General features: G+C 30.3%; 25 protein-coding genes and 1 tRNA gene. 17 read left to right on the top strand and 9 right to left on the bottom strand.

Annotation, left to right across the window (positions count from 1 at the left end; all coding sequences use genetic code 11):
* The first annotated feature begins 102 nt into the window (after positions 1–102).
* The 5 genes from ACKVOV_RS04625 to ACKVOV_RS04645 are packed head-to-tail and all read left to right on the top strand — an operon-like array spanning position 103 to position 4484.
* Entirely contained in the window at positions 103–825 is a 723-nt protein-coding gene (locus ACKVOV_RS04625; RefSeq protein WP_409205599.1) for a lipopolysaccharide kinase InaA family protein, read from the top strand.
* Between the two features lie 11 nt (positions 826–836).
* Positions 837–2009, top strand: a complete 1173-nt coding sequence (locus ACKVOV_RS04630) for a glycosyltransferase family 87 protein (protein ID WP_409205600.1) — start codon at positions 837–839, stop codon at positions 2007–2009.
* Between the two features lie 5 nt (positions 2010–2014).
* Complete coding sequence (locus ACKVOV_RS04635; protein WP_409205601.1) at positions 2015–2956, top strand: glycosyltransferase family 2 protein; 942 nt, start codon at positions 2015–2017, stop codon at positions 2954–2956.
* Complete coding sequence (locus tag ACKVOV_RS04640; protein ID WP_409205602.1) at positions 2956–3729, top strand: polysaccharide deacetylase family protein; 774 nt, start codon at positions 2956–2958, stop codon at positions 3727–3729. Before ACKVOV_RS04635 ends, ACKVOV_RS04640 begins: the two co-directional genes overlap by 1 nt.
* On the top strand, positions 3729–4484 hold the full coding sequence (locus ACKVOV_RS04645; RefSeq protein ID WP_409205603.1) for a glycosyltransferase family 2 protein: 756 nt from the start codon (positions 3729–3731) through the stop codon (positions 4482–4484). The genes ACKVOV_RS04640 and ACKVOV_RS04645 overlap by 1 nt, the downstream gene beginning before the upstream one ends.
* Here the strand turns inward: ACKVOV_RS04645 and ACKVOV_RS04650 are convergent.
* Positions 4466–5581: a glycosyltransferase family 4 protein gene (locus ACKVOV_RS04650; RefSeq protein ID WP_409205604.1), complete on the bottom strand. Its 1116-nt coding sequence runs from the start codon at positions 5579–5581 to the stop codon at positions 4466–4468. The genes ACKVOV_RS04645 and ACKVOV_RS04650 overlap by 19 nt on opposite strands.
* 24 nt (positions 5582–5605) lie before the next feature.
* Positions 5606–6421, bottom strand: a complete 816-nt coding sequence (locus ACKVOV_RS04655; protein ID WP_409205605.1) for a 2,3,4,5-tetrahydropyridine-2,6-dicarboxylate N-succinyltransferase — start codon at positions 6419–6421, stop codon at positions 5606–5608.
* Between the two features lie 208 nt (positions 6422–6629).
* Between ACKVOV_RS04655 and ruvX the strand changes: the two genes are divergently transcribed.
* From ruvX to ACKVOV_RS04680, 5 genes are all read left to right on the top strand, one after another.
* The gene (gene ruvX / locus ACKVOV_RS04660; RefSeq protein ID WP_409205606.1) at positions 6630–7040 is read left to right on the top strand and encodes a Holliday junction resolvase RuvX; all 411 of its coding nucleotides are present in this window, start codon (positions 6630–6632) and stop codon (positions 7038–7040) included.
* A gap of 28 nt (positions 7041–7068) precedes the next feature.
* Positions 7069–8559: a malate:quinone oxidoreductase gene (locus ACKVOV_RS04665; protein ID WP_409205607.1), complete on the top strand. Its 1491-nt coding sequence runs from the start codon at positions 7069–7071 to the stop codon at positions 8557–8559.
* 72 nt (positions 8560–8631) lie between these two features.
* On the top strand, positions 8632–9216 hold the full coding sequence (def, locus tag ACKVOV_RS04670) for a peptide deformylase (protein WP_409205608.1): 585 nt from the start codon (positions 8632–8634) through the stop codon (positions 9214–9216).
* A gap of 56 nt (positions 9217–9272) precedes the next feature.
* Complete coding sequence (locus ACKVOV_RS04675) at positions 9273–9812, top strand: DUF5606 domain-containing protein (protein ID WP_409205609.1); 540 nt, start codon at positions 9273–9275, stop codon at positions 9810–9812.
* A 173-nt stretch (positions 9813–9985) separates the two neighbouring features.
* Positions 9986–11245 carry an aminotransferase class I/II-fold pyridoxal phosphate-dependent enzyme gene (locus ACKVOV_RS04680; RefSeq protein WP_409205610.1) on the top strand — a complete coding sequence of 420 codons (1260 nt, stop codon included), beginning with the start codon at positions 9986–9988 and terminating at the stop codon, positions 11243–11245.
* 94 nt (positions 11246–11339) lie between these two features.
* Here ACKVOV_RS04680 and ACKVOV_RS04685 read toward each other — a convergent pair whose 3' ends face one another.
* The 3 genes from ACKVOV_RS04685 to ACKVOV_RS04695 are packed head-to-tail and all read right to left on the bottom strand — an operon-like array spanning position 11340 to position 13347.
* On the bottom strand, positions 11340–11774 hold the full coding sequence (locus ACKVOV_RS04685; RefSeq protein ID WP_409205611.1) for a VOC family protein: 435 nt from the start codon (positions 11772–11774) through the stop codon (positions 11340–11342).
* Positions 11775–11782: 8 nt separating this feature from the next.
* Positions 11783–12910, bottom strand: coding sequence for a hypothetical protein (locus ACKVOV_RS04690; RefSeq protein WP_409205612.1), 1128 nt, complete (start codon positions 12908–12910; stop codon positions 11783–11785).
* Positions 12911–12945: 35 nt separating this feature from the next.
* Complete coding sequence (locus tag ACKVOV_RS04695; RefSeq protein WP_409205613.1) at positions 12946–13347, bottom strand: SRPBCC family protein; 402 nt, start codon at positions 13345–13347, stop codon at positions 12946–12948.
* Positions 13348–13458: 111 nt separating this feature from the next.
* Here ACKVOV_RS04695 and ACKVOV_RS04700 point away from each other — a divergent pair, with 111 nt between their 5' ends.
* Positions 13459–14946 (top strand): aminotransferase class V-fold PLP-dependent enzyme, encoded by a 1488-nt coding sequence (locus tag ACKVOV_RS04700; RefSeq protein WP_409205614.1) that lies wholly within the window; start codon positions 13459–13461, stop codon positions 14944–14946.
* On the opposite strand, the gene ACKVOV_RS04705 is transcribed toward ACKVOV_RS04700, so the two are convergent.
* On the bottom strand, positions 14943–15818 hold the full coding sequence (locus tag ACKVOV_RS04705) for a lysophospholipid acyltransferase family protein (protein ID WP_409205615.1): 876 nt from the start codon (positions 15816–15818) through the stop codon (positions 14943–14945). The genes ACKVOV_RS04700 and ACKVOV_RS04705 overlap by 4 nt on opposite strands.
* Positions 15819–15916: 98 nt before the next feature.
* Between ACKVOV_RS04705 and ACKVOV_RS04710 the strand changes: the two genes are divergently transcribed.
* Together ACKVOV_RS04710 and ACKVOV_RS04715 are read left to right on the top strand one after the other, a co-directional pair.
* Entirely contained in the window at positions 15917–16558 is a 642-nt protein-coding gene (locus ACKVOV_RS04710) for a rhomboid family intramembrane serine protease (RefSeq protein WP_409205616.1), read from the top strand.
* A gap of 47 nt (positions 16559–16605) precedes the next feature.
* Positions 16606–17301, top strand: coding sequence for an SIMPL domain-containing protein (locus ACKVOV_RS04715; protein WP_409205617.1), 696 nt, complete (start codon positions 16606–16608; stop codon positions 17299–17301).
* A gap of 56 nt (positions 17302–17357) precedes the next feature.
* Here the strand turns inward: ACKVOV_RS04715 and ACKVOV_RS04720 are convergent.
* The 3 genes from ACKVOV_RS04720 to ACKVOV_RS04730 all read right to left on the bottom strand — a co-directional run bounded on the left by ACKVOV_RS04720 (position 17358) and on the right by ACKVOV_RS04730 (position 18733).
* Positions 17358–17439 (bottom strand) — tRNA-Tyr (locus ACKVOV_RS04720).
* 146 nt (positions 17440–17585) lie between these two features.
* Positions 17586–18014 carry a peroxiredoxin family protein gene (locus ACKVOV_RS04725; RefSeq protein ID WP_409205623.1) on the bottom strand — a complete coding sequence of 143 codons (429 nt, stop codon included), beginning with the start codon at positions 18012–18014 and terminating at the stop codon, positions 17586–17588.
* Positions 18011–18733, bottom strand: a complete 723-nt coding sequence (locus tag ACKVOV_RS04730) for a DUF4369 domain-containing protein (RefSeq protein WP_409205618.1) — start codon at positions 18731–18733, stop codon at positions 18011–18013. Before ACKVOV_RS04730 ends, ACKVOV_RS04725 begins: the two co-directional genes overlap by 4 nt.
* A 161-nt stretch (positions 18734–18894) precedes the next feature.
* Here ACKVOV_RS04730 and ACKVOV_RS04735 point away from each other — a divergent pair, with 161 nt between their 5' ends.
* The 4 genes from ACKVOV_RS04735 (at position 18895) to ACKVOV_RS04750 (ending at position 22240) form a co-directional block, all read left to right on the top strand.
* Positions 18895–19377: a hypothetical protein gene (locus ACKVOV_RS04735; protein ID WP_409205619.1), complete on the top strand. Its 483-nt coding sequence runs from the start codon at positions 18895–18897 to the stop codon at positions 19375–19377.
* Positions 19374–19514 carry a hypothetical protein gene (locus ACKVOV_RS04740; RefSeq protein WP_409205620.1) on the top strand — a complete coding sequence of 47 codons (141 nt, stop codon included), beginning with the start codon at positions 19374–19376 and terminating at the stop codon, positions 19512–19514. Before ACKVOV_RS04735 ends, ACKVOV_RS04740 begins: the two co-directional genes overlap by 4 nt.
* Before the next feature lie 69 nt (positions 19515–19583).
* Positions 19584–20702, top strand: coding sequence for a vWA domain-containing protein (locus ACKVOV_RS04745; protein ID WP_409205621.1), 1119 nt, complete (start codon positions 19584–19586; stop codon positions 20700–20702).
* Positions 20703–20782: 80 nt separating this feature from the next.
* Positions 20783–22240 (top strand): AAA family ATPase, encoded by a 1458-nt coding sequence (locus ACKVOV_RS04750; protein ID WP_409205622.1) that lies wholly within the window; start codon positions 20783–20785, stop codon positions 22238–22240.
* The last annotated feature ends 1 nt before the right edge of the window (position 22241 follow it).

Raw genomic sequence — 22241 nt, forward strand, 5'->3', positions numbered from 1 at the left:
TTGTAAAAATTATTATTGTCGTAAAGATATTAATATTATTTTTTTGAAATTAGAATATTAAAAATTTAAATTTAACCTATTTTTGTTATTCAAAATATATTTATGGACAAAGATTTGCTTGATATTATTAATAATTTTGATTCTTTAGGAAGTGACTTTGTGGTTGGAAAACGCAATAAGATAAAAATTATTCCTTTTAACAATATTCAACTTAATATAAAATCGTTTAAAATTCCAGGTTTAATAAATGGCATTATTTATAAATTTTTTCGAAAATCGAAAGCCGAAAGATCATACAAATATGCTAAAATATTAACCGAAAATGGTATTGGAACTCCTAATCCTATTGCTTTTCACGAAAACAAATCAAACCTTAGGCTTTTAGATAGTTATTATGTTTGTGAGCATTTAAAACCTGATTATGTTTTTAAAGAATTATTTAATCGAGAAATTACTGATTTAGATTTGATATTAAGACAATTTACTCATTTTACGTTTAATTTGCATGAAAAAGGAATAGAGTTTTTAGATCATTCTCCTGGAAATACATTGGTAAAGAAAAAGGAAGAAGGAAACTATGAGTTTTATTTAGTAGATTTAAATAGAATGAATTTTCATACTAAAATGAGTTTTAAAACTAGAATGAAAAATTTAGCAAGAATAACTCCTAGTGAAGCTTGGGTTAAGATTATTAGTTCTGAATACGCAAAATTGTATGGTAAAAGTGAAGAAGAAGTTTTTCATTTAATGTGGAAATATAATTTAAATTTTCAGAATAAAGTGAATTTTAAAAGAGATATCAAGAATAAACTCGGAATTAAATAAATCTATTTTTAGTGAACACATTTTTTAAACATTCTTTCTTTACCAATAAAAAATATATTTTAACAATATGGCTTGTTATTACAATTATTTCTGTTGTAAAACAGTTTCTTATTGGCAATTATAATAATTATAAAATTTTTAAAGGAGTTTATTTTCATACAATAAATAAGTTGCCTTTATATAAAGAATACCCGCTAGAATATTTTGATCATAATCATTACGGACCCGTTTTTAGTCTTATAATTGCTCCTTTTGCTATACTACCAGATTATATAGGAATGGTTTTATGGGGAATTTTTAATGCGGCAATTTTAGTTTGGGCAATCACACAATTACCACTAAAACAGATTCAAATTACAGCCATTTTATGGATTTGTCTTCATGAGTTTCTAACTACATTATTAGGATTACAGTTTAATCCAATAATGACTGCAATTATCATATTATCATTTGTTTATATAGATAAAGAGAAAGTGTTTTGGGCAGCTATGTTTATAGTTTTAGGAGTATTTGTTAAATTGTATGGTATTGTTGGATTAGCATTTTTCTTTTTTACAAAGGATAAAATTAAGTTTATAGCCTCATTAATTTTTTGGAGTGTTGTACTTTTTGTTTTACCAATGCTTATTTCTTCCCCAGAATATATTTTGCATACTTATATCGAATGGTTTGATCGTTTGGTTGTTAAGAATGCTGAAAACACGGGACTAAATTCATACCAAGATATTTGTTTAATGGGAATGGTTCGAAGAATCATGCAAGATAGTACAATCTCCAATTTACCATTTTTACTTGGCGGAATTTTATTATTTGGTTTGCAATATTTGAGAATAAAAGAATATAAAGAAAAAGGATTTAGGTTAATGATGTTAGCTTCGGTATTAATATTTACTGTTATTTTTAGTACAGGATCTGAATCTCCAACCTATATTATTGCATTTGTTGGTGTTGCTATTTGGTTTGTTATTCAACCGAAGCCAATTGCTAAATTTTATATTTTCTTATTTATTTTTGCAATAATCTTAACAAGTTTATCTCCATCAGATTTAATGCCTAAATTTATAAGAGAAAATTATATTCGTCCATTTGCATTAAAGGCATTACCTTGTGTCCTCATTTGGATAGCAATTATCTATGAAATGCTTACAAAAAAGTTTAATAATTACAATACTCTATCTAATTGATGCTAATGAGTAATTTAAAGAAAATATCCATTGTAATTCCTTCTTTTAATGAGGAAACAAATATTGATGTAATGGTAAATACTTTGCATGAAGTGATGCGAAAATTACCTTATGAGTATCGTCTTGTTTTTGTTGATGATGGAAGTAGTGATAATAGTTTGAAAAAATTAGAAATATTATCTAAGGATGATAGTCGATTGTTTTTTGCTGCTTTATCTAGAAATTTTGGACATCAAAATGCATTAAAAGCTGGAGTAGATTTAGTAAAAGACTATTCAGACGCAGTAATAACTATGGATGGTGATCTGCAACATCCACCAGTATTAATTCCTGAACTCATTAAGAAATGGGAAGAAGGTTACGATGTGGTTTACACTATTCGTGATGAAGATAAAGCACTTTCTTATTTTAAAAAGAAGACTTCAAAATGCTTTTATACTATTATGAATAAATTATCTGAAGTAGAATTTGAACCTGGAACTGCCGATTTTAGATTGATGGATAAAAAAGTAGTTGCTGTTTTTTCCGATTTTTCTGAAAACGAATTATTTATACGTGGTATTATTAGTTGGATTGGATTTAATCAATATGCAATAAATTATAAGCCACAAACAAGATTTTCTGGTAAAAGTAAGTATACAATTGGAAAAATGGTACGATTTGCATTGCAAGGAATCACTTCTTTTAGTACCAGACCTTTGCATATCGCTATTTTTTTAGGAATAGGATTAACAATGTTAGCTTTTCTTTTTTTTATGATTTATGTTATTTATAGTATATATTTTGGACATGTAATTTCTGGCTGGGCATCATTATTAAGTACAGTTGTGTTTTTTGGAGGCTTAAATTTGATTGTTCTTGGAATAATTGGAATTTATATTGGAAAATTATTCATGCAATCTAAAGGTCGTCCTAATTATTTAATTAAAGAAACAAATTTTAAATAATGGTTTTATTAAGTTTTGATATAGAAGAATTTGACATGCCTTTTGAATATGGTAAAACAATTTCTTTTGAAGAGCAAATCGCCATTTCGATTGAAGGGACAACTGCTATTTTAGATCTATTAGAGAAACACAATGCCAAAGCTACTTTTTTTAGTACAGTAACTTTTGCAATAAATGCGCCTGATGTTATAAAGAGAATCATTGCCGAAGGTCACGAAATGGCTTCTCATAGTTATTATCACAGCGATTTTAAAGTAGAACATTTGTTAGAATCGAGATTAAAACTTGAAGAAATTACTAATACAAAAATAGTAGGTTATCGTATGCCGCGTATGTATCCTGTCGATGAAAAAGAAATTTTTAAAGCGGGTTATTTGTATAATTCTTCCATAAATCCAACTTATTTACCAGGAAGATACAATCATTTCGACAAACCAAGAACATATTTTAAGCAAGAAAGAGTTTGGCAAATTCCAGCATCTGTAAGTCCGATAATTCGTTTTCCTTTGTTCTGGTTGTCATTTCATAATTTGCCATTGTGGTTGTACCAATTTTTAGTAAAATGGACTATTAAAAATGATAATTATCTAAACATCTATTTTCATCCTTGGGAATTTACAAACCTAAAACAACCTGAGAAGTTTGGTTTTCCTGGTTATGTTTCAAAAAACAGCGGAAAGCAAATGATAGCAAGATTTGATAAAATGTTGTTTTGGATGAATGAAAAGAATTATAAATTTGGAACTTTCAAAGATTTTTTAGCCACAATATAATGATGCAAAATATTTCAGTATTTATAATTGCTTACAACGAAGAAAAAATTATTGCACAATGTCTTGAAAAACTGACTTGGGCAAACGAAATAATTGTTGTCGATTCTGGAAGTTCAGATAAAACAGTTTCAATTTGCGAAAAATTGGGAGCCAAAGTCATTTACAATAAATTTGAAAATTTTGGTAAACAAAAACAATTTGCATTAAACCAAACCACAAATAACTGGGTTTTATCACTTGATGCTGACGAAGTTTTGTCGGACGAATTAATTTCGGAAATTAAAAATATAGATTTTTCTAAAGAATATAACGGCTATTTAATTCCTAGAACACATATTTTTTTAAATAAAATTTTCAAATCGGGAAGCGAAAACAAGAAACCAATTCTTCGATTTTTTAATAAGCAACACGGAAAATTCATAGAAAATAAAGTACATGAAGTAATAGAAGTGGAAGGGAAAATAGGAGTTCTAAAAAACGAAATGCTTCATTATACGGTTTTTGATATTTCGATAGCGATTCAAAAACAAGTTAAATATTCACTTTTAAGTGGTGAATTTTTATTTGAAAAAGGAAAAAAAGCTTCTTTATCTAAAGTAATTATCAAATTTCCATTCGATTTTATTCGATTTTATTTCCTTCAGCGTAATTTTTTAAATGGTTACCAAGGCTTTATTTGGAGTATGCTATCAGCTTTTGGAAGTTTTGTAAAATATGCGAAATTGTATGATTTACATCAAAATAAAGATTTGTAACATTGCATAATTTCTTTCGCAATCACTTCATCATTAAATTTCTGAACAAACTCGAAACCTTTATTTACAATTTCGTTTCTTAAGTTTTCGTTACCTAAAAGTCTTTCGATTTGAACTTTCAAATCTTCTGAATTTTCAGGATTTATATAAACAGAATTAAGTCCGCCCGCTTCTGGAAAAACACCCGAATTTGTCGTAATAACAGGCGTTTTAGAAAATAAAGCTTCAATAATTGGAATTCCGAATCCTTCAAAAACCGATGGATACACAAAAACAGTCGCTAGTTGATATATAATTGCCAATTCTTTGCTCGACAAGCCTTTCAAGAAAACAACTTTTTTTTCTATATTATTTTCTTGGATATAGGTTTTTATTTTTTCGGAATAAGCCGTTTGTTTTCCAATTAAAACAAGTTTAGTATCAATATCTTTAATGGCTTTTACAATGGTTAAAGCATTTTTTCGTTCTTCAATTGTACCTACATTTAGTATAAATTCCTTAGGTAAATTATATTTTAGCGCCACTTCATTTTTTTCTTCAACCGAATAATGTTGCTTAAAAACAGCTTGACAACCTTGATAAACGACTTTTATTTTAGCAGCAGGAATTTTAAGATAAGTAATAATATCAGATTTAGTTTGTTCACTAATGGCAATAACCAAATCGGCATTTTTTGCTGATTTTTTGAACTTATAAAAGTGTATTTTTCTATCAAAAAAAGAATATAAGTGTGGATATCTCATGAAGATTAAATCGTGAATCGTCACCACACTTTTTATGTTTTTATTATTTAATCCAGAAGGAATTTCACCAGATAATCCATGAAATATATCTATCTTATCATTTTCTAAATCAGTAATAATTCCTTTTTGTCGCCACAAATTATAATATTTTTTATAAAATGGAGTAGAAGGTAATTTTTCTAAAATAATTGAAGAATCAGTAGTAAAAAGTGTTTCCTTACTTTTTTTAGGATTGTAAAGAAAATAATAATTTTCAGGATAATAAGTAGCTAGAATTCGCACCAAATCTCGGCTATAATTACCCAGACCTGTCTTGTTATGAAAAACCCTTTTTGCTTCGTATCCTATGTTCATTTATTTAATATCAATTTCAAAAATCTATACAGCTACATCATATTCTCTCAAAGCGTCATTCAAAGACGTTTTTAAATCCGTAGAAGGTTTTCTAGTTCCAATTATTAAAGCACAAGGCACTTGAAACTCTCCAGCAGCAAATGTCTTAGTATAACTACCAGGAATCACTACCGATCTTGCTGGAACATACCCTTTTCTTTCTACAGGTATATCACCAGTCACATCGATAATTTTTGTAGAAGCAGTAAGACAAACATTAGCACCCAAAACGGCTTCTTTCCCTACATGAACACCTTCTACCACGATACAACGAGAACCAATAAAAGCACCATCTTCAATAATAACGGGAGCCGCTTGCAAAGGTTCTAAAACACCACCAATTCCTACTCCGCCAGATAAATGTACATTTTTGCCTATTTGAGCACAACTTCCTACTGTTGCCCAAGTGTCAACCATGGTGCCTTCATCTACATAAGAACCAATATTTACATAACTAGGCATGAGAATAACACCTCTAGCAATATAAGCACCATGACGAGCTACGGCGTGAGGAACCACACGAATTCCTTTTTCGGCATAACCACGTTTCAATGGAATTTTATCATGATACTCGAAAATACCTACTTCAAAAGTTTCCATTTTTTGGATAGGGAAGTACATTACGACAGCTTTCTTAACCCATTCGTTTACTTGCCAAGCATCTCCTTTTGGTTCTGCCACACGCAAAGTTCCAGCGTCCAATAAATCGATAACTTCTCTAATGGCATTTGTAGTCGTTTCTTCTTGTAACAAAGCACGGTTTTCCCAAGCTTTTTCTATAATAGTTTGTAAAGTGTTCATCTAAATAAAATTTTAAGCAAATATAAAACCTTTTTCTTTAGGAGCGAATTGCTTGGGCGCTTTTGGAAGTTATTTTCCTGCTTTTGCCTTTATCTTTGTTCGTTCCTCACAAAGGATATCGTCTCAATCAGGGCTAAAAGAGGAACTATTTTAATTTTTGTAAATACTTTAAACAAATCTCTAAATAAACTATTTTTGTAGAAAAAAAATGCCAAGAATTCTCGCCATCGATTACGGACAAAAACGCACAGGAATTGCCATCACCGACGAAATGCAAATCATAGCATCAGGACTCACAACCATTGCTTCAGAAACAGCAATAGTATTTCTAAATGACTATTTTGCTAAAGAAAAAGTCGAAAAAGTACTCATAGGTGAACCCAAACAAATGAACGGCGAACCATCACAAAGTACCGAAATTATTGAAAAATTTGTAACCAAATTCAAAAATAATTTCCCTGACATGGCAATAGAAAGGGTCGATGAACGTTTTACTTCAAAGATGGCATTTCAAACCATGATAGATAGCGGACTAAAAAAGAAGCAACGTCAAAATAAAGCATTGGTCGACGAAATCTCAGCAACCATAATGCTTCAAGATTATTTAACCAGACAATAATTCCTAATTCATAAATCCTAAATTAAAAATGGCTAGACAAAAAATAGAATCCGATATTGTTCTAATTGGTGCAGGAATCATGAGTGCCACATTGGGATTGTTGCTAAAAGAATTAAACCCTAAACTAAAAATAGAAATTTTTGAACGTCTAGATATTGCTGCTGCCGAAAGTTCTGATGCATGGAATAATGCAGGAACTGGTCACGCCGCTTTTTGTGAACTCAATTACACACCCGAACTCGAAGACGGAACTATAGAAACCAAAAAAGCAGTAAAAATATCTGAAGCATTCGAAGTGTCAAGACAACTTTGGACTTACCTTGTCGAAAAAGGATTACTTCAAAATCCAGAAAATTTTATAAAAAGTGTCCCTCACATGAGTTTTGTTTGGGGCGACGAAAATGTCGAATATTTAAAGAAAAGATTCGAAGCTTTACAACAATTTCATTTATTTAAAGCAATGGAATTTTCTGATAGTATCGAAAAAATCAAAGAATGGGTACCACTTGTTATGGAAAACAGAAACAGCAAAGATAAAATTGCTGCCACATCAATGAAATTAGGAACTGATGTCAATTTTGGTGCTTTAACCCGAAGTATGTTCAATTATTTAGAATCATTGGAAGGTGTTACAATGCATTTTCATCATGATGTTTATGATTTAAAAAAGAGAGATGATGGAAGTTGGAGAATAAAAGTTAAAGATATTAATACTGGCGAGAAGAAAAAATCATATACTCCTTTTGTGTTTATTGGTGCAGGAGGAGGTTCATTGTTATTATTAGAAAAAGCAAATATTCCAGAAGGAGAAGGTTTTGGAGGTTTTCCAGTGAGCGGACAATGGCTTAAATGTATCAATCCGGAAGTGATTAAAAAACATGGCGCAAAAGTATACGGAAAAGCATCGGTTGGTGCGCCACCTATGTCGGTTCCTCATATAGATACTCGAATGATAAATGGAGAGAAGGCATTACTTTTTGGACCTTATGCGGGATTTTCTACTAAATTTTTAAAAAATGGATCTTATTTCGATTTGATAAAATCGATAGAATTAGACAATATAAAGCCAATGCTTTCTGCAGGAGCAAAAAATATTCCATTAACAAAATACCTTATAGAGCAAGTATTTCAATCTTCGGATGATAGATTAAATGCGTTAAAAGAGTATGTGCCATCAGCTAAAAAAGAAGACTGGGTTCTCGAAAATGCTGGACAACGAGTTCAGGTTATTAAAAAAGACAAAGAAGGTCATGGAATTCTCGAATTTGGTACCGAAGTCGTTACTTCTCATGATGGTTCGTTAGCAGTATTGCTCGGAGCTTCTCCAGGTGCATCAACAGCGGTTCAAATCATGATAGACTTAATAACTAAAAGTTTTCCAAATGAAATAAAAACGGCAACTTGGCAAACAAAATTAAAGGAAATGATTCCGTCTTATGGACAATCATTAAACGAAAACCCTATTTTGTGCGAGCAAATCAGAGCAAAAACAAATGAAATTCTAAAATTAAAAGTTTAGTTTTTATTTTGTTAAGATTTATGACAATCATTTTAAATTATTTACTTTTGCACTTTATATAATAAAATAAGAATGATTTTACCAATTGTAGGTTACGGCGACCCAGTTTTACGCAAAGTATGCGAGGAAGTTACCAAGGATTACATTAATTTAGAAGAAACTATTGCAAACATGTACGAAACAATGTACAATGCTTGTGGTGTTGGATTGGCTGCGCCACAAGTTGGATTTCCAATACGTTTGTTTATTGTAGATACAGATCCGTTTAGCGATAGCGATGACATTTCTAAAGAAGAAGCTGAAGCTCTAAAAGGTTTCAAAAAGACTTTTATTAATGCCAAAATGCTTAAAGAAGAAGGCGAGGAGTGGTCATTTAACGAAGGTTGTCTAAGTATTCCAGATGTTCGTGAAGATGTATATAGAAACCCTAATATTACAATCGAATATTACGACGAAAACTTCAATAAAAAGACAGAAGAGTATAGCGGATTGATTGCCAGAGTAATTCAACACGAATACGATCATATTGAAGGGATTTTGTTTACCGATAAAATTTCAACTTTCAAAAAACAACTAATCAAAAAGAAACTTCAAAATATCATGGAAGGCAAGGCACATCCTGATTATAGAATGAAATTAGTATCAAAAAAACGATAAATAACTTTTAAGTTTCAAAACAAACAATATATATTTGCTTTAATAAATAATTAAAAATGAATTTAGAAAAAATATTAGCCATTTCAGGAAAACCAGGATTATATTCTCTTAAAGTGCAAACAAGAACTGGTTTCGTTGCAGAATCTTTTATCGACGGAAAAAGAATAACAGTAGGTTTACGTAGTAATGTAAGTTTATTATCTGAAGTTTCAATGTATACTTATAGCGATGAGAAACCATTAGTTGAAGTAATGAGAAATATCGCAAAAAAAGAAAATAATGGACCAACTCCAGCTTTTAAAGACGATAAAACACAATTATCAGCCTATTTCCTTGAAGTTCTGCCAGATTATGACCAAGAAAGAGTATATACTTCGGATATTAAAAAAGTATTAAACTGGTATAATATTTTACAAGCTAAAGGATTGGTTTCTTCTGAAGAACCAGTTATAGCTGAAGAAAAATCAGAAAAACTAGTTGTTCCTACTGAAGCTAAGCCTGCAAAAGCTCCTAAAACAGTTGCTCCTAAAAATGCAGGAATGGCAGCTGCTAAAAAAGCACCCGCACAAAAAGCAACAAAGTCAACAAAAAAATAAATTGATTTTAACATAATTATAAATCCTGCATTTGAGTTTCATTTGCAGGATTTATAATTTTAATATGTTTGAAAAATAAATCAAATTAAAAACAGAGACAGTTTCAAAAAAATTATGATTAGAAAGATTAAATAATTAATTTTGCGATGTCTTAAAATTTAGATTTTAATGTTATGGTAAAAGATTTATTCGAAAGAATTCAAAACAATAAAGGGCCATTAGGAAAATGGGCTTCGCAAGCAGAAGGATATTTTGTTTTTCCAAAATTGGAAGGAGAATTAGGTCCAAGAATGCAATTTCAAGGTAAAAATATTTTAAATTGGAGTTTAAACGATTATTTAGGTCTTGCGAATCATCCAGAAGTTCGTAAAGCCGATGCTGATGCAGCAATACAATATGGTGCAGCTTATCCAATGGGAGCTCGTATGATGTCAGGTCATACAAAATATCATGAACAATTAGAGGAAGAATTAGCTGCTTTTGTAATGAAAGAATCATCTTATCTATTAAATTTTGGTTACCAAGGAATGGTATCTATTATTGATGCTTTGGTAACTAAAAATGATGTAATTGTGTATGATGTTGATGCTCATGCATGTATTATCGATGGAGTTCGTTTACATATGGGAAAACGTTTTACTTACCGTCATAATGATGTGGAAAGTATGGAAAAAAACCTGCAACGTGCTACTAAACTAGCTACAGAAACAGGTGGAGGAATTCTATTTATCACTGAAGGTGTCTTTGGAATGCGTGGTCAACAAGGAAAGCTGAAGGAAGTAGTAGAGATGAAAAAGAAATATAATTTCCGTTTACTTGTCGATGATGCACATGGTTTTGGAACTCTTGGAGCAACAGGCGCTGGAGCAGGTGAGGAGCAAGGAGTTCAGGATGAGATTGATGTTTACTTTTCTACTTTTGCAAAATCAATGGCAAATATTGGTGCTTTCGTAGCAGCAGATAAAGATATTATCGATTACTTAAAATATAATTTGCGTTCTCAAATGTTTGCAAAAGCATTACCAATGATTCAAACTATAGGTTCATTGAAACGTTTAGAATTGTTACGTGAATCATCTGAAATTAAAGATAAACTTTGGGTAAACGTTAATGCGTTGCAAAGCGGATTAAAAGAAAAAGGTTTTAATATAGGAGATACTAATACATGTATTACACCTGTTTATCTAGAAGGTTCTATTCCTGAAGCAATGATAATGGTTAACGATTTAAGAGAGAATTATAGTATTTTCTTATCTATTGTAGTATATCCGGTGATTCCTAAAGGACTTATTTTGTTAAGAATGATACCTACATCTTCACATACAATTGCAGATATAGATGAAACATTAACTGCATTTGAGGCTATTCGTGAAAAATTAGAAAATGGGACTTACAAAAAAATTGCTGAAGCAACTACAATTGATTTCTCTTAATCTTTCTTAGGATCAAATAAAAATATAGATTTAAAAATACAGTAGCTAACTTTATGTTAGTTACTGTATTTTTTTTAAGATTAATTAGATATTATTACTCAGGAGTTTCATCAAAATTGACCATCCAATCGATCCCAAATTTGTCGGTAAACATTCCAAAATAAGCACCCCAGAATGTTTTATTCATTGCCATAGTTACATTTCCTCCAGATGATAGTCCGTTAAATAGTTTATCAGCTTCTGCAATACTATTGGTATTTATAGAAATAGAGATATTGTGACCAAATTTTACATCGCCAGATGCTGTATTACTATCACTTCCCATTAGTATAGTTTCTTTTCCAATAGGTAGTGTAACGTGCATAACTCTGTTAGCATCGGTTTCAGATAATTTTGGTGTGTTTTCATCTGCAGGCATGTCACCAAATTTTCCGATATAAGGGAATTCCCCACCAAAAACAGATTTGTAAAATAGAAATGCTTCTTCGCAATTTCCATTAAAGATTAAATAAGGGTTTACTGTTGCCATTTTTTTAATTAGTTATTGTTATATTTTAGTTTAAAATTTTCAATAAATTTTTTTGCTTCTACCGATTCAGTTGAAAAATTATGTATAAGTATTGGTTTAGGAAGTTTTCTAATAGAATCGATTAGTATTTTTATTTTATTTATTTCTGAATAATGTACAGGAATATTTTTGAAATACATATTATATTTATTCATAATATTTTGTTCTTTATCGATAAAAGGCTTTTCGTCTGGGTTTTTTATATTCATCAAAGAAATTACAGTTTTCACTTTACCATTTAACACAAAACTGAAAAACTCTTCGTCTGTAGGATACGGAGTAAAATAGGTAGTATTATTTAATTTGTAAATTCTACCACGTTCAAACTGCTTAACGGTATCAATATTTCTTCTTGTAAAATCACTTTTTATTTTAATAAATTTATTCTCTTTTTCTAATATAGTTCTAAAAACATTTACTCGATCTTTTCCTAAATAACAATGAACATAATATTTTCCTTTGGCATTTTTAGCCAATTCTTTTATTTTAATCAAAGAAGAATCATTCCCAATAATCCATGGTAGCATGGGAATTGATATTAATTTAAGTCCTTCTTTTTTTGTATTTATAGCTTCTTTTTCCATCAAAATTGGTTCTGCGGGAATCACCATTGGGTGTAATAAAGAAATTATAGCGGTATATTTTTGAGATTTTAATTGTTGTATTTTATCAACATCAGGATAGCTGCCAAAATAAAACTCAACCGTATTGCTCTTCTCAAAAGTTTCTTTTATTTCAGTATTATTTATTAAAAACTCTGGTTCGAAAGCAAAAATATAGGTAGCGCTTAGTAGTAAAATAAAGGAAAAAGCTAGTATTAGTTTTTTGTGATTTGATTTGTAAAAATATTTAAATAAAGATATAGTGAGAAATAAAACTAAAAATACAAACGCAAGAATTATAATTTTTTGAATGGTATTCTCTTGATTTTCGCTCCAATTTTCAGCATGCGCTTTATCTGAAATAATTCGTGTAGGTCCAATGGTTAGCATAAACAAACCCAAAGGAAAAGCAATACTTAAACCTATTACTATAAATAACAAGCAACTTTTGAATGATAAGTTAGAAACTTTTAGCATTTTTACGAATCTATTCATTTTATTGTTGATGTAATATTTTGGAAATTTAAACCTTATTGTTCTACATATTTTTTAAAATTATCTAAAATAGCTTGCCAACCATTTTTTTGTAATTCTAAGGTATTTTCATTTTCAGGATCAAAAGATTCAATTATTTTAGTTCCATTTTTTGTCTTCTCAAAGCTAATTTGAACTTTTCTGTCATCATCTAGAATATATTCTATAACAGCATATTTTTCGATATTAGTATAAGTTCCCTCAAAATCGAAACTCATGCTACCGTCTTTTGCTGCCATAGTGTATCTGAATCTTTTTTCCACGGTCAAATCATTTTCAGCAAAAGGAGAGTGCCAATCAGGTGAGGCATTATTCCATTTTGTGATGTGTTCAGGAGTTGTCCAAAATTTCCATACTTTTTCTATAGAAGCGTTAATTGTATTAGTAACGGTTATCATATATTTTATTTTAAAAATGTATTTGTGGTTCTTCAAAATTAGTAAATAAATATTAAATACCGATTTTCAAATATCTAAAAAAATGTATCTTTGAAACCAAATTAAAACATCATGATTGCTACCCAAGCTTCAACTCAATTAGAACAATATTTTCAACAGTTCCGTAATAATATTATTGGAATTAATCAGGAATTTGAGTCGCCTTTTGGTACACAAAAAATAATTTATACCGATTGGACTGCTAGCGGTCGCTTGTATCGCCCTATTGAAGAAAAGTTGATGAACGAATTTGGTCCTTTTGTAGCCAATACTCATACTGAAACTACAATTTCAGGAACAGCAATGACAATGGCATATCATGAAGCAAGACATATCATAAAACACCATGTAAACGCAAATGATGATGATGTTTTGATAAATGATGGTACAGGAATGACAGGAGTTGTTAATAAATTCCAACGAATTTTAGGACTTAAAATGCCTGAAAATCTAAAAGAATTTGCTAGCATTCCCAAGGAAATAAAACCTATTGTTTTTATTTCTCACATGGAACACCATTCTAACCAAACCTCTTGGCTAGAAACCATTGCCGATGTAGTTGTAATTCCTTCTTGTGAACAAGGGTTATTTTGTATAGATAATCTTAAAAAACTGCTAGAAGAATATAAGGATAGAAGTTTTAAAATTGCCTCAATTACTTCCTGTTCTAATGTGACAGGAATAAGAATGCCTTATCATGAAGTAGCAAAATTAATGCATCAAAATAATGGTGTATGTTTTGTCGATTTTGCTTGCTCAGGACCTTACGTTGCTATCGATATGCATCCAACAGATTCAGAAAGTTATTTGGATGCTATTTTCTTTTCTCCACACAAATTTTTAGGAGGACCAGGTACTTCGGGCGTATTAATATTTAATAAAAATTTATACAAAAATAACATACCAGATTGTCCAGGTGGCGGAACAGTGTCGTGGACAAATCCTTGGGGAGAACATAAATATATAGATAATATTGAGGATAGAGAAGACGGTGGAACACCAGGTTTTCTTCAAGTTATAAAAACAGCTTTAGCTATTCAGTTGAAGGAGCAAATGGGAATAGATAATATTTTGAAACGTGAACACGAGATTGTTTCATCAATTTTTGAAAGCCTTGGAAATATTGAAAATATAAATATTCTTGCCAGTCAACACAAAGATAGATTGGGTGTAATTTCTTTTTATATTACCGACCTGCATTTTAATTTAGGTGTAAAAATATTGAATGATAAATTTGGTATTCAAACCCGTGGAGGTTGTAGTTGTGCTGGAACTTACGGACATCATTTACTTCATGTGGATCAAGAAATGTCGCACGATTTAGTTTGTCAAATAGACTCAGGCGATTTGTTACAAAAGCCAGGTTGGATACGAATGTCTATTCATCCAACAACAACAACTTCAGAAATAGAGTTTGTTTGTAATAGTATAAAAGCCTTGGCAGAAAATCATAAAGAATGGTCTGAGGATTATGATTATAATCCAAAAAGTAATGAATTTGTTCACAAAATGGCTTTGAATAAGGAATTAGAAATGGTAAAAGGTTGGTTTAAAATTTAAACCTTCTTTTTGTGTTTCCAACGTTTGTGAGTCCAAAGATAATATTCAGGTTGTTCATGTATTTGTTGTTCTACACGATTCATAAAGTCTTCTGAGATTTTATAATTAGGAACCGATTTGATATCTTCTGATAGGACTTCGAAGCTAGCTTCATAGTAACCACGTTTTACTTTTTTTGTTTTTAGGAAAATAACATTCATATCGTATTTTTTGGCAAGAATTTCGGCGCCAACATGAATAGGTGTCTCAATTCCCATAAAATGATACCAGTATAAGTTGTCAGACCATCTTGGTGTTTGATCACTAGCAAAACCAAAAACGCCTAATTTTCCGCTAATAGCATTTTCTTGTATCGTTTTAGACGTTTCTTTAGTTGTAATTAGAACTGCTTTAAATTTTGAACGAATATCTTTTACCAGTTTATCAAAATATTCATTCGAAATTTTTTTATAAATACCATAACCAGTAAAATTTATATGAAAATTCATAGAAACTGCCCATTCGTAACTAGCATAATGTGCGCATAGTAAGGCAATACTTTTTTGCTTTTTTTCTAAATCTAAATAGATTTCTAAATTTCTAAATGTATATCTTTTCTCTATTTCAGACTGAGAAATTGTAATTGTTTTTATCATTTCTAAAAACATATCACACATATGACTATAAAACTTTTTTTCTATAACTAATCGCTCTTTATCAGACAAATTAGGCAAAGCCATGGCTAAATTATTTCTAACTGTTTTTTTTCGGTAGCCAATAATATAATAAACCAGCAAATAAACACCATCAGAAAAAACATATAATAACCTAAATGGTAGTATAGAAATGAGCCAAAGAATTGGGTAAAATAGTAAGTATATAAGTAATTGCATTTAGTATAAATTTAAGCAAATATACTTTTTATTCTTCTTTTAGTAACAATTCTATATCAAATGCTTTTAGTATATTTACTTTTTAAATTTATACATATATGAATATTTTTTTGATACTTATAATAGCATCGAATGTTATTTTTAGTTACAAAGGTTTTAATGACATTTCTTTTTTTAGAAAAAACGAATTCCATATTGGTAGTATTCGTGCAGGAGAGCAAAGTAGAATGTTTTCATCTGCATTTCTTCATGCCGATTGGGGGCACTTATTTTTTAATATGTTTACCTTATTCATGTTTGCTCCTGTTGTTATAAATAATTTAGGCAATACTTCTTTTTTATTAATTTATTTAGGCAGTTTATTGGCAGGTAGTTTGCTTACTTTATATTTTCACAAAGATGATTATGGTTATAGAGCAATTGGTGCATCAGGTGCAGTTACAGGAGTTTTATACTCAGCTATTTTATTAGATCCAGATATGAGTTTGTATATGTATTTTATTCCAATCCCTATTCCTGCTTATATTTTTGGAATAGGTTATTTATTATACTCTATTTATGGTATGAAAGCCAAGAATGATAATATTGGTCATACAGCCCATTTTGGTGGAGCAATAGGTGGTTATTTGATAACAATATGTAAAGAACCTGAAATGCTTACCCAAAACACATCAATGGTTATTTTATTAGCAATACCAATCATTTTGTTATTTGTTTTGGCAAAAATGGGAAAATTATAGTTTGGCACGCCATTTGTTTACTTATGGTTAATTTAAAATAAATAAATATGAAAAATTTAGTAGTAACATTAATAACATTTTTTACAGTGATGACTTACGCACAAGATCAAAAAATGAATCAAATTCCTCAAATAACAGTTTCTGGCGAAGGAAAAATAAAAATAGTCCCTGATCAAGGAATTATTTCTCTTGGTGTCGAAAATACAGGAAAAGAAGCTGCCGAAGTAAAAAAAGCGAATGATATTATTATAGATAAAATTTTAAAATTTATAAAAAGTAATAATATTCCTGCTACCGATTTTCAGACTACAAATGTAAGCCTGAATAAGAATTATGATTACGAAAAAAAGAAATACAATTATGTGGCTAACCAAACGGTTACAGTTACATTAAAGGATTTAACAAAATATAATGAATTTATGATGGGAATTACCGAAACTGGTGTAACCAACATACATGGTGTCGAGTTTAAATCATCAAAAATGGAAACTTATGAGGCTGAAGCTAGAAAAAAAGCCATTTTAAATGCGAAACAAAAAGCATTAGATTATGTTTCGGTTCTAAACCAGAAAATAGGGAAGGCATTAATAATTTCGGACAACTCACAACCGTTTTATCCGCAACCAATGTTTAAAGGAGGCATGATGGCAATGCAAGAAGATGCATCTGCACCAAAAGAAACATTAGCTATTGGAGAAATAGAGATAAATGCAAATGTTCAGGTGACTTTTGTTTTAGAGTAAAAATTTAAAATTTCTTATATAAAAAAACCTGAACAATCTTGTTCAGGTTTTTTTTGTGGGGAGAGTAGGATTCGAACCTACGAAGACGTAGTCAGCAGATTTACAGTCTGCCCTCGTTGGCCGCTTGAGTATCTCCCCGTAAGCGGTTGCAAATATAAAATTGTTTTTCTGGTTTGCAAACAAAAAAATAAATAATATTTACACTTTTTTGTAACTCTTTGGAAGTAAACAAAATAAAAATCTCCTATTGCTAGGAGATTTTCAGATTTTTATGATTTCTTAGCTTATTTAGCTAATAATTCAGCTACTTTAGCTTTTAGTTCAACACCGCGAAGGTCTTTTGCAATAATATTTCCGTTCGCATCTAATAAGAATGTAGCAGGAATACTTTGTATATTATATGTTACTGCAATTGGATCTTGCCAAGATTTTAAATTAGAAACTTGAGTCCAAGTTAATTTGTCTTTTGCAATAGCTTCTTTCCATGCTGTAGCTTTGTCATCTAACGAAACTCCAATAATATTTAAGCCTTTAGCATGAAACTCATTGTATAAATTTACAACATTAGGATTTTCTTTTCTACAAGGTGAACACCAAGAGGCCCAAAAATCAATAATAGTTATTTTTCCAAGAGATTCTTTTAGTGATACTAATTTTCCATCAACATTTTTTGCTGTAAAATTAGGAGCACTTTGACCTATTGATAAATCTATTTCTTTAGGCTGTTTTTTTTTTCTCCGTCAAGTTTAGTTTTAATACTTTTTCCTGGCTTTGTGTTTTTTACATCAGCATCTAATCCATCATAGTATTTTTTTATTTTTTTAATGTCATGTTGAGGATCATTAAACATACCTTCAACAAGTAAAACTGAAAGGAATGATTTAGGATTGCTTTCTATGTATTTGTAATTTGAAGTTGTAAATTCTTCTTGGAATCCAGAGTATTCTTTACTTAATTTAGTCATTACAGCAGTATCCTTTTTTTGCTGCGCTTCTTGCATAGCTGCCATATTTTTGTTCTGAAATGCCATCATTCTTTTTTGAATTTTCATCATTTCAGCGTTGTATTTAGTCAACTCATCATTGTTAAATGTCCCAGAAACTTTAGCTAATTGGATACTATCTTTGTTTATTACAACATTAATATTACCTTTTTCTACCACAACAATAAATCCTCCTTGAGTTTTATCAAAACGAACACTATGAATTTCAGGTTCTTCAGCTTTACCTTCAAAAGTAAATTTACCATTTTTAACTTGTACAGTATCTACAGCTATTACACCAGCAGCAGCTGAAACATTTTGTTTTTCTAAGAAAACATTTGTTCCATCAGGAAGACCTTTTATTTCTCCTGAAATTTTAAATCCGTTTCCTACAATTCCTGTGCATGACATTACAAATGCAGAAAGAGCAATTACAATTATTTTTTTCATCTTTTAAATTATTTTGAATGCAAAAATAAAGTTTTTTATCATTATTAGTAGTAATTTTTGTTATTTTGTTGTTAATATTTTAACAAATAAAATCAGTGTTAATAAATAAGTTTAAACCTAGTTCTAAATCTTTTAAAAATACATTTTGTATTTTTACTGAAATGGATGCTAAAATAGTTGAACACCTTATCCCTAATCATAAAAGCGAATCTGGAAGCCAATATTTTTATACAGATAAAGGAATGTATCGGCTATCTAATCATTGGGGAAGATTAGCAAATAGTAAATGGAGATTAGTAGCATTCGAAACAGAATCAATATCTAAAACAAAATTAGGTTTTGCAAAATGGGAGGATTTTTATCCAGACAATGATTTTGAAAATTTATATTATTTAGAAGCTAATTTCGAAAAGCAAACTGTAACCTATCAGCATAAAAACAATCCTAATTTTGATAAAAAATCAGTTTTAAGGAACTCATTAGAAACTGCAAAAAAAATAAAACAAGCTAGAAATATATTAACCTTAACAAATTGGGCAAAGCATTTCAATAATAACGATATTAATGAGTTGAGAAAAAATATTGTGAATGAATTAATTTTTTCTAATAAGACTTTAGAAGATATAAAACGAAATTTATCATGAGTAGAAATACCGAAAAAAATATAAAAAAGCACAACGACAAGTTGCATAAAGCACAGGATAAGGTCAAAAAAGCAAAAGTAGATCGTGCAGAAAAATTAAAGACTATTATTAAAAAGTTTAATGAATCAAAAGACTAGTAATTCTTTTAACTAAAAATTAATAAACGTTTCATAAGTCTAAAAAAGAATTTGTATTACTTTTAGGTTATGTACAAGGAACAAAAAAAAGGATTTTTTTTCAAGAAATACGAAGCTCCATTTCAATCTCCGTTCGATAAACTTTTTTCTATTTTCAAAGAGTTAATTACACACACTTCTGGAGATTTTGATGAAGCCATAAGTTGGTTACGGGAGCTTGATGTCGAATACAAATTAACAACTTCAGAATATACCATCGATGATTTTATTGAAGATTTAAAGAAGAAAGGATATGTTCGAGAAGAGCTTAAAGAAGATGGAACATCAGGAACTGGAATTACTGCTAAAACTGAAAGAGCCATTCGTCAAAGCGCTTTAGATCAAATTTTTGGAAATATCAAAAAATCAGGAGCCGGAAATCATAAAACTAAACAATCAGGAAGCGGTGACGAGCATACTGGTGAACTTCGTGAGTTTCAGTTTGGTGATGGTTTAGAGCAAATTTCCTTAACAGAAAGCCTCAAAAATGCTCAAATAAACAATGGGGTAGATGATTTTATGCTTACCGAACAAGATTTGGTTGTAGAGGAAACACAATTTAAAGCTCAAATGAGTACAGTTTTAATGATTGATATTTCTCATAGCATGATTCTTTATGGGGAAGATCGTATTACACCAGCAAAAAAAGTTGCAATGGCGTTGGCGGAATTAATTACAACTAGATACCCTAAAGATACCCTAGATATTTTGGTTTTTGGTAATGATGCTTGGACAATTCCAATTCGGGATTTGCCTTATTTAAAAGTGGGACCCTATCATACAAATACTGTCGCGGGATTACAACTAGCAATGGATTTGTTGCGACGAAAACGTAACACCAACAAACAAATCTTTATGATTACCGATGGAAAACCAAGTTGTGTCCGCGAAAAAAACGGAGAATATTATATGAATAGTAATGGTCTCGACGAATATATTGTAGATAAATGTTATAACCAAGCACAGCAAGCACGAAAATTGCATATTCCAATTACTACTTTTATGATTGCAAATGATCCTTATTTGCAAAAATTTGTGAATCGGTTTACAGAAGCCAACCAAGGCAAAGCATTTTATACTGGACTAAAAGGTCTAGGAGAAATGATTTTTGAAGATTACGAAACAAATAGAAAAAAGAAAATAAAATAGAATTTCAAAAAACTAATAGTAATAACATAATAGAAGCTATAAAAAACTCTAGAAATCTATAAGTTTAAAAAATACAACAAATGATAAATATAAGAACACTTGGAGAGCTCAAAGCATCAGGGTATAAAAGCCAAAGTATTAAAGATGAATTACGTAACAATCTTCGAGAAAAAATAAAATCAGGAAAGCCAGTTTTTGAAGGAGTTTATGGTTTCGAAAACACTGTAATTCCAGAATTGGAACGCGCCATTCTTTCCCGTCATAATATTAATTTATTAGGACTTCGTGGTCAAGCTAAAACGAGATTGGCTAGAAAAATGATCGAATTATTAGATGAATACATACCTGTTGTATATGGTTCAGAAATTAATGATGATCCATTAAACCCAATTTCTCGTTTTTCTAAAGACGTGATTAAAGAAAAAGGAGATGCAACCCCAATAGAATGGATGCATAGAAGCGAACGTTTCTTCGAAAAACTCGCTACACCAGATGTTACTGTGGCTGATTTAATAGGTGATGTTGATCCAATAAAAGCATCAAACTTAAAATTATCTTATGCTGATGAGCGTGTAATACATTTTGGGATGATTCCACGTGCTAATCGTTGCATATTTGTAATTAATGAATTACCCGATTTACAGGCTCGAATTCAAGTTTCGTTATTCAATATTTTGCAAGAAGGAGATATTCAAATTCGAGGATTTAAACTTAGGATGCCACTTGATATACAATTTGTATTTACCGCAAATCCTGAAGATTATACAAATCGTGGTAGTATTGTTACTCCTTTGAAAGATAGAATTGGATCACAAATCCTAACGCATTACCCAGAAAGTATCCAGATTGCAAGAAAGATAACACACCAAGAATCTAAATTAGATAAAGTACAATCTGATTTGGTTTACGTTCCTTCTTTAGCTAAAGATTTGTTAGAACAAATAAGTTTTGAAGCTCGTGAAAGCGAGTATATTGATAATAAAAGTGGTGTTTCTGCCCGATTAAGTATTACTGCTTACGAAAATTTGTTAAGTACAGCAGAAAGACGTGCTTTAAAATCTGGTTCTGATAAAACAACCCTACGACTGTCAGATTTTATGGGAATTATTCCATCAATTACTGGTAAAGTAGAATTGGTTTATGAAGGAGAACAAGAAGGTTCGGCAGTGGTGGCTCAACATCTTATTGGAGATGCCATTCATACTTTCTTTCCAGCTTTTTTTCCAAAAATAGAGAAGTTAGAACGTGCCGACGCCAAAAATGAATATACTGAATTGGTAGAATGGTTTTTTACAGAAAGTGGTTTCGAATTATTAGATGATTGCTCTGATGAAGAATATCAATCAATTCTTAACAACGTAAAACCCTTAGAAAATTTAATTCAAAAATACCAACCAGAATTGGTAAAAGAAGACAGGAATTTTATGAAGGAATTTATCCTTTGGGCATTAGTCGAATATGATAAATTAAGTAAAGATCGTTTCGAAAATGGTTACCAATTTAAGGATATGTATGGAAGCTATATTAGTAAATTATAAA

The organism is Flavobacterium sp. (genome assembly GCF_046153165.1).
Classification (GTDB): Bacteria; Bacteroidota; Bacteroidia; order Flavobacteriales; family Flavobacteriaceae; genus Flavobacterium.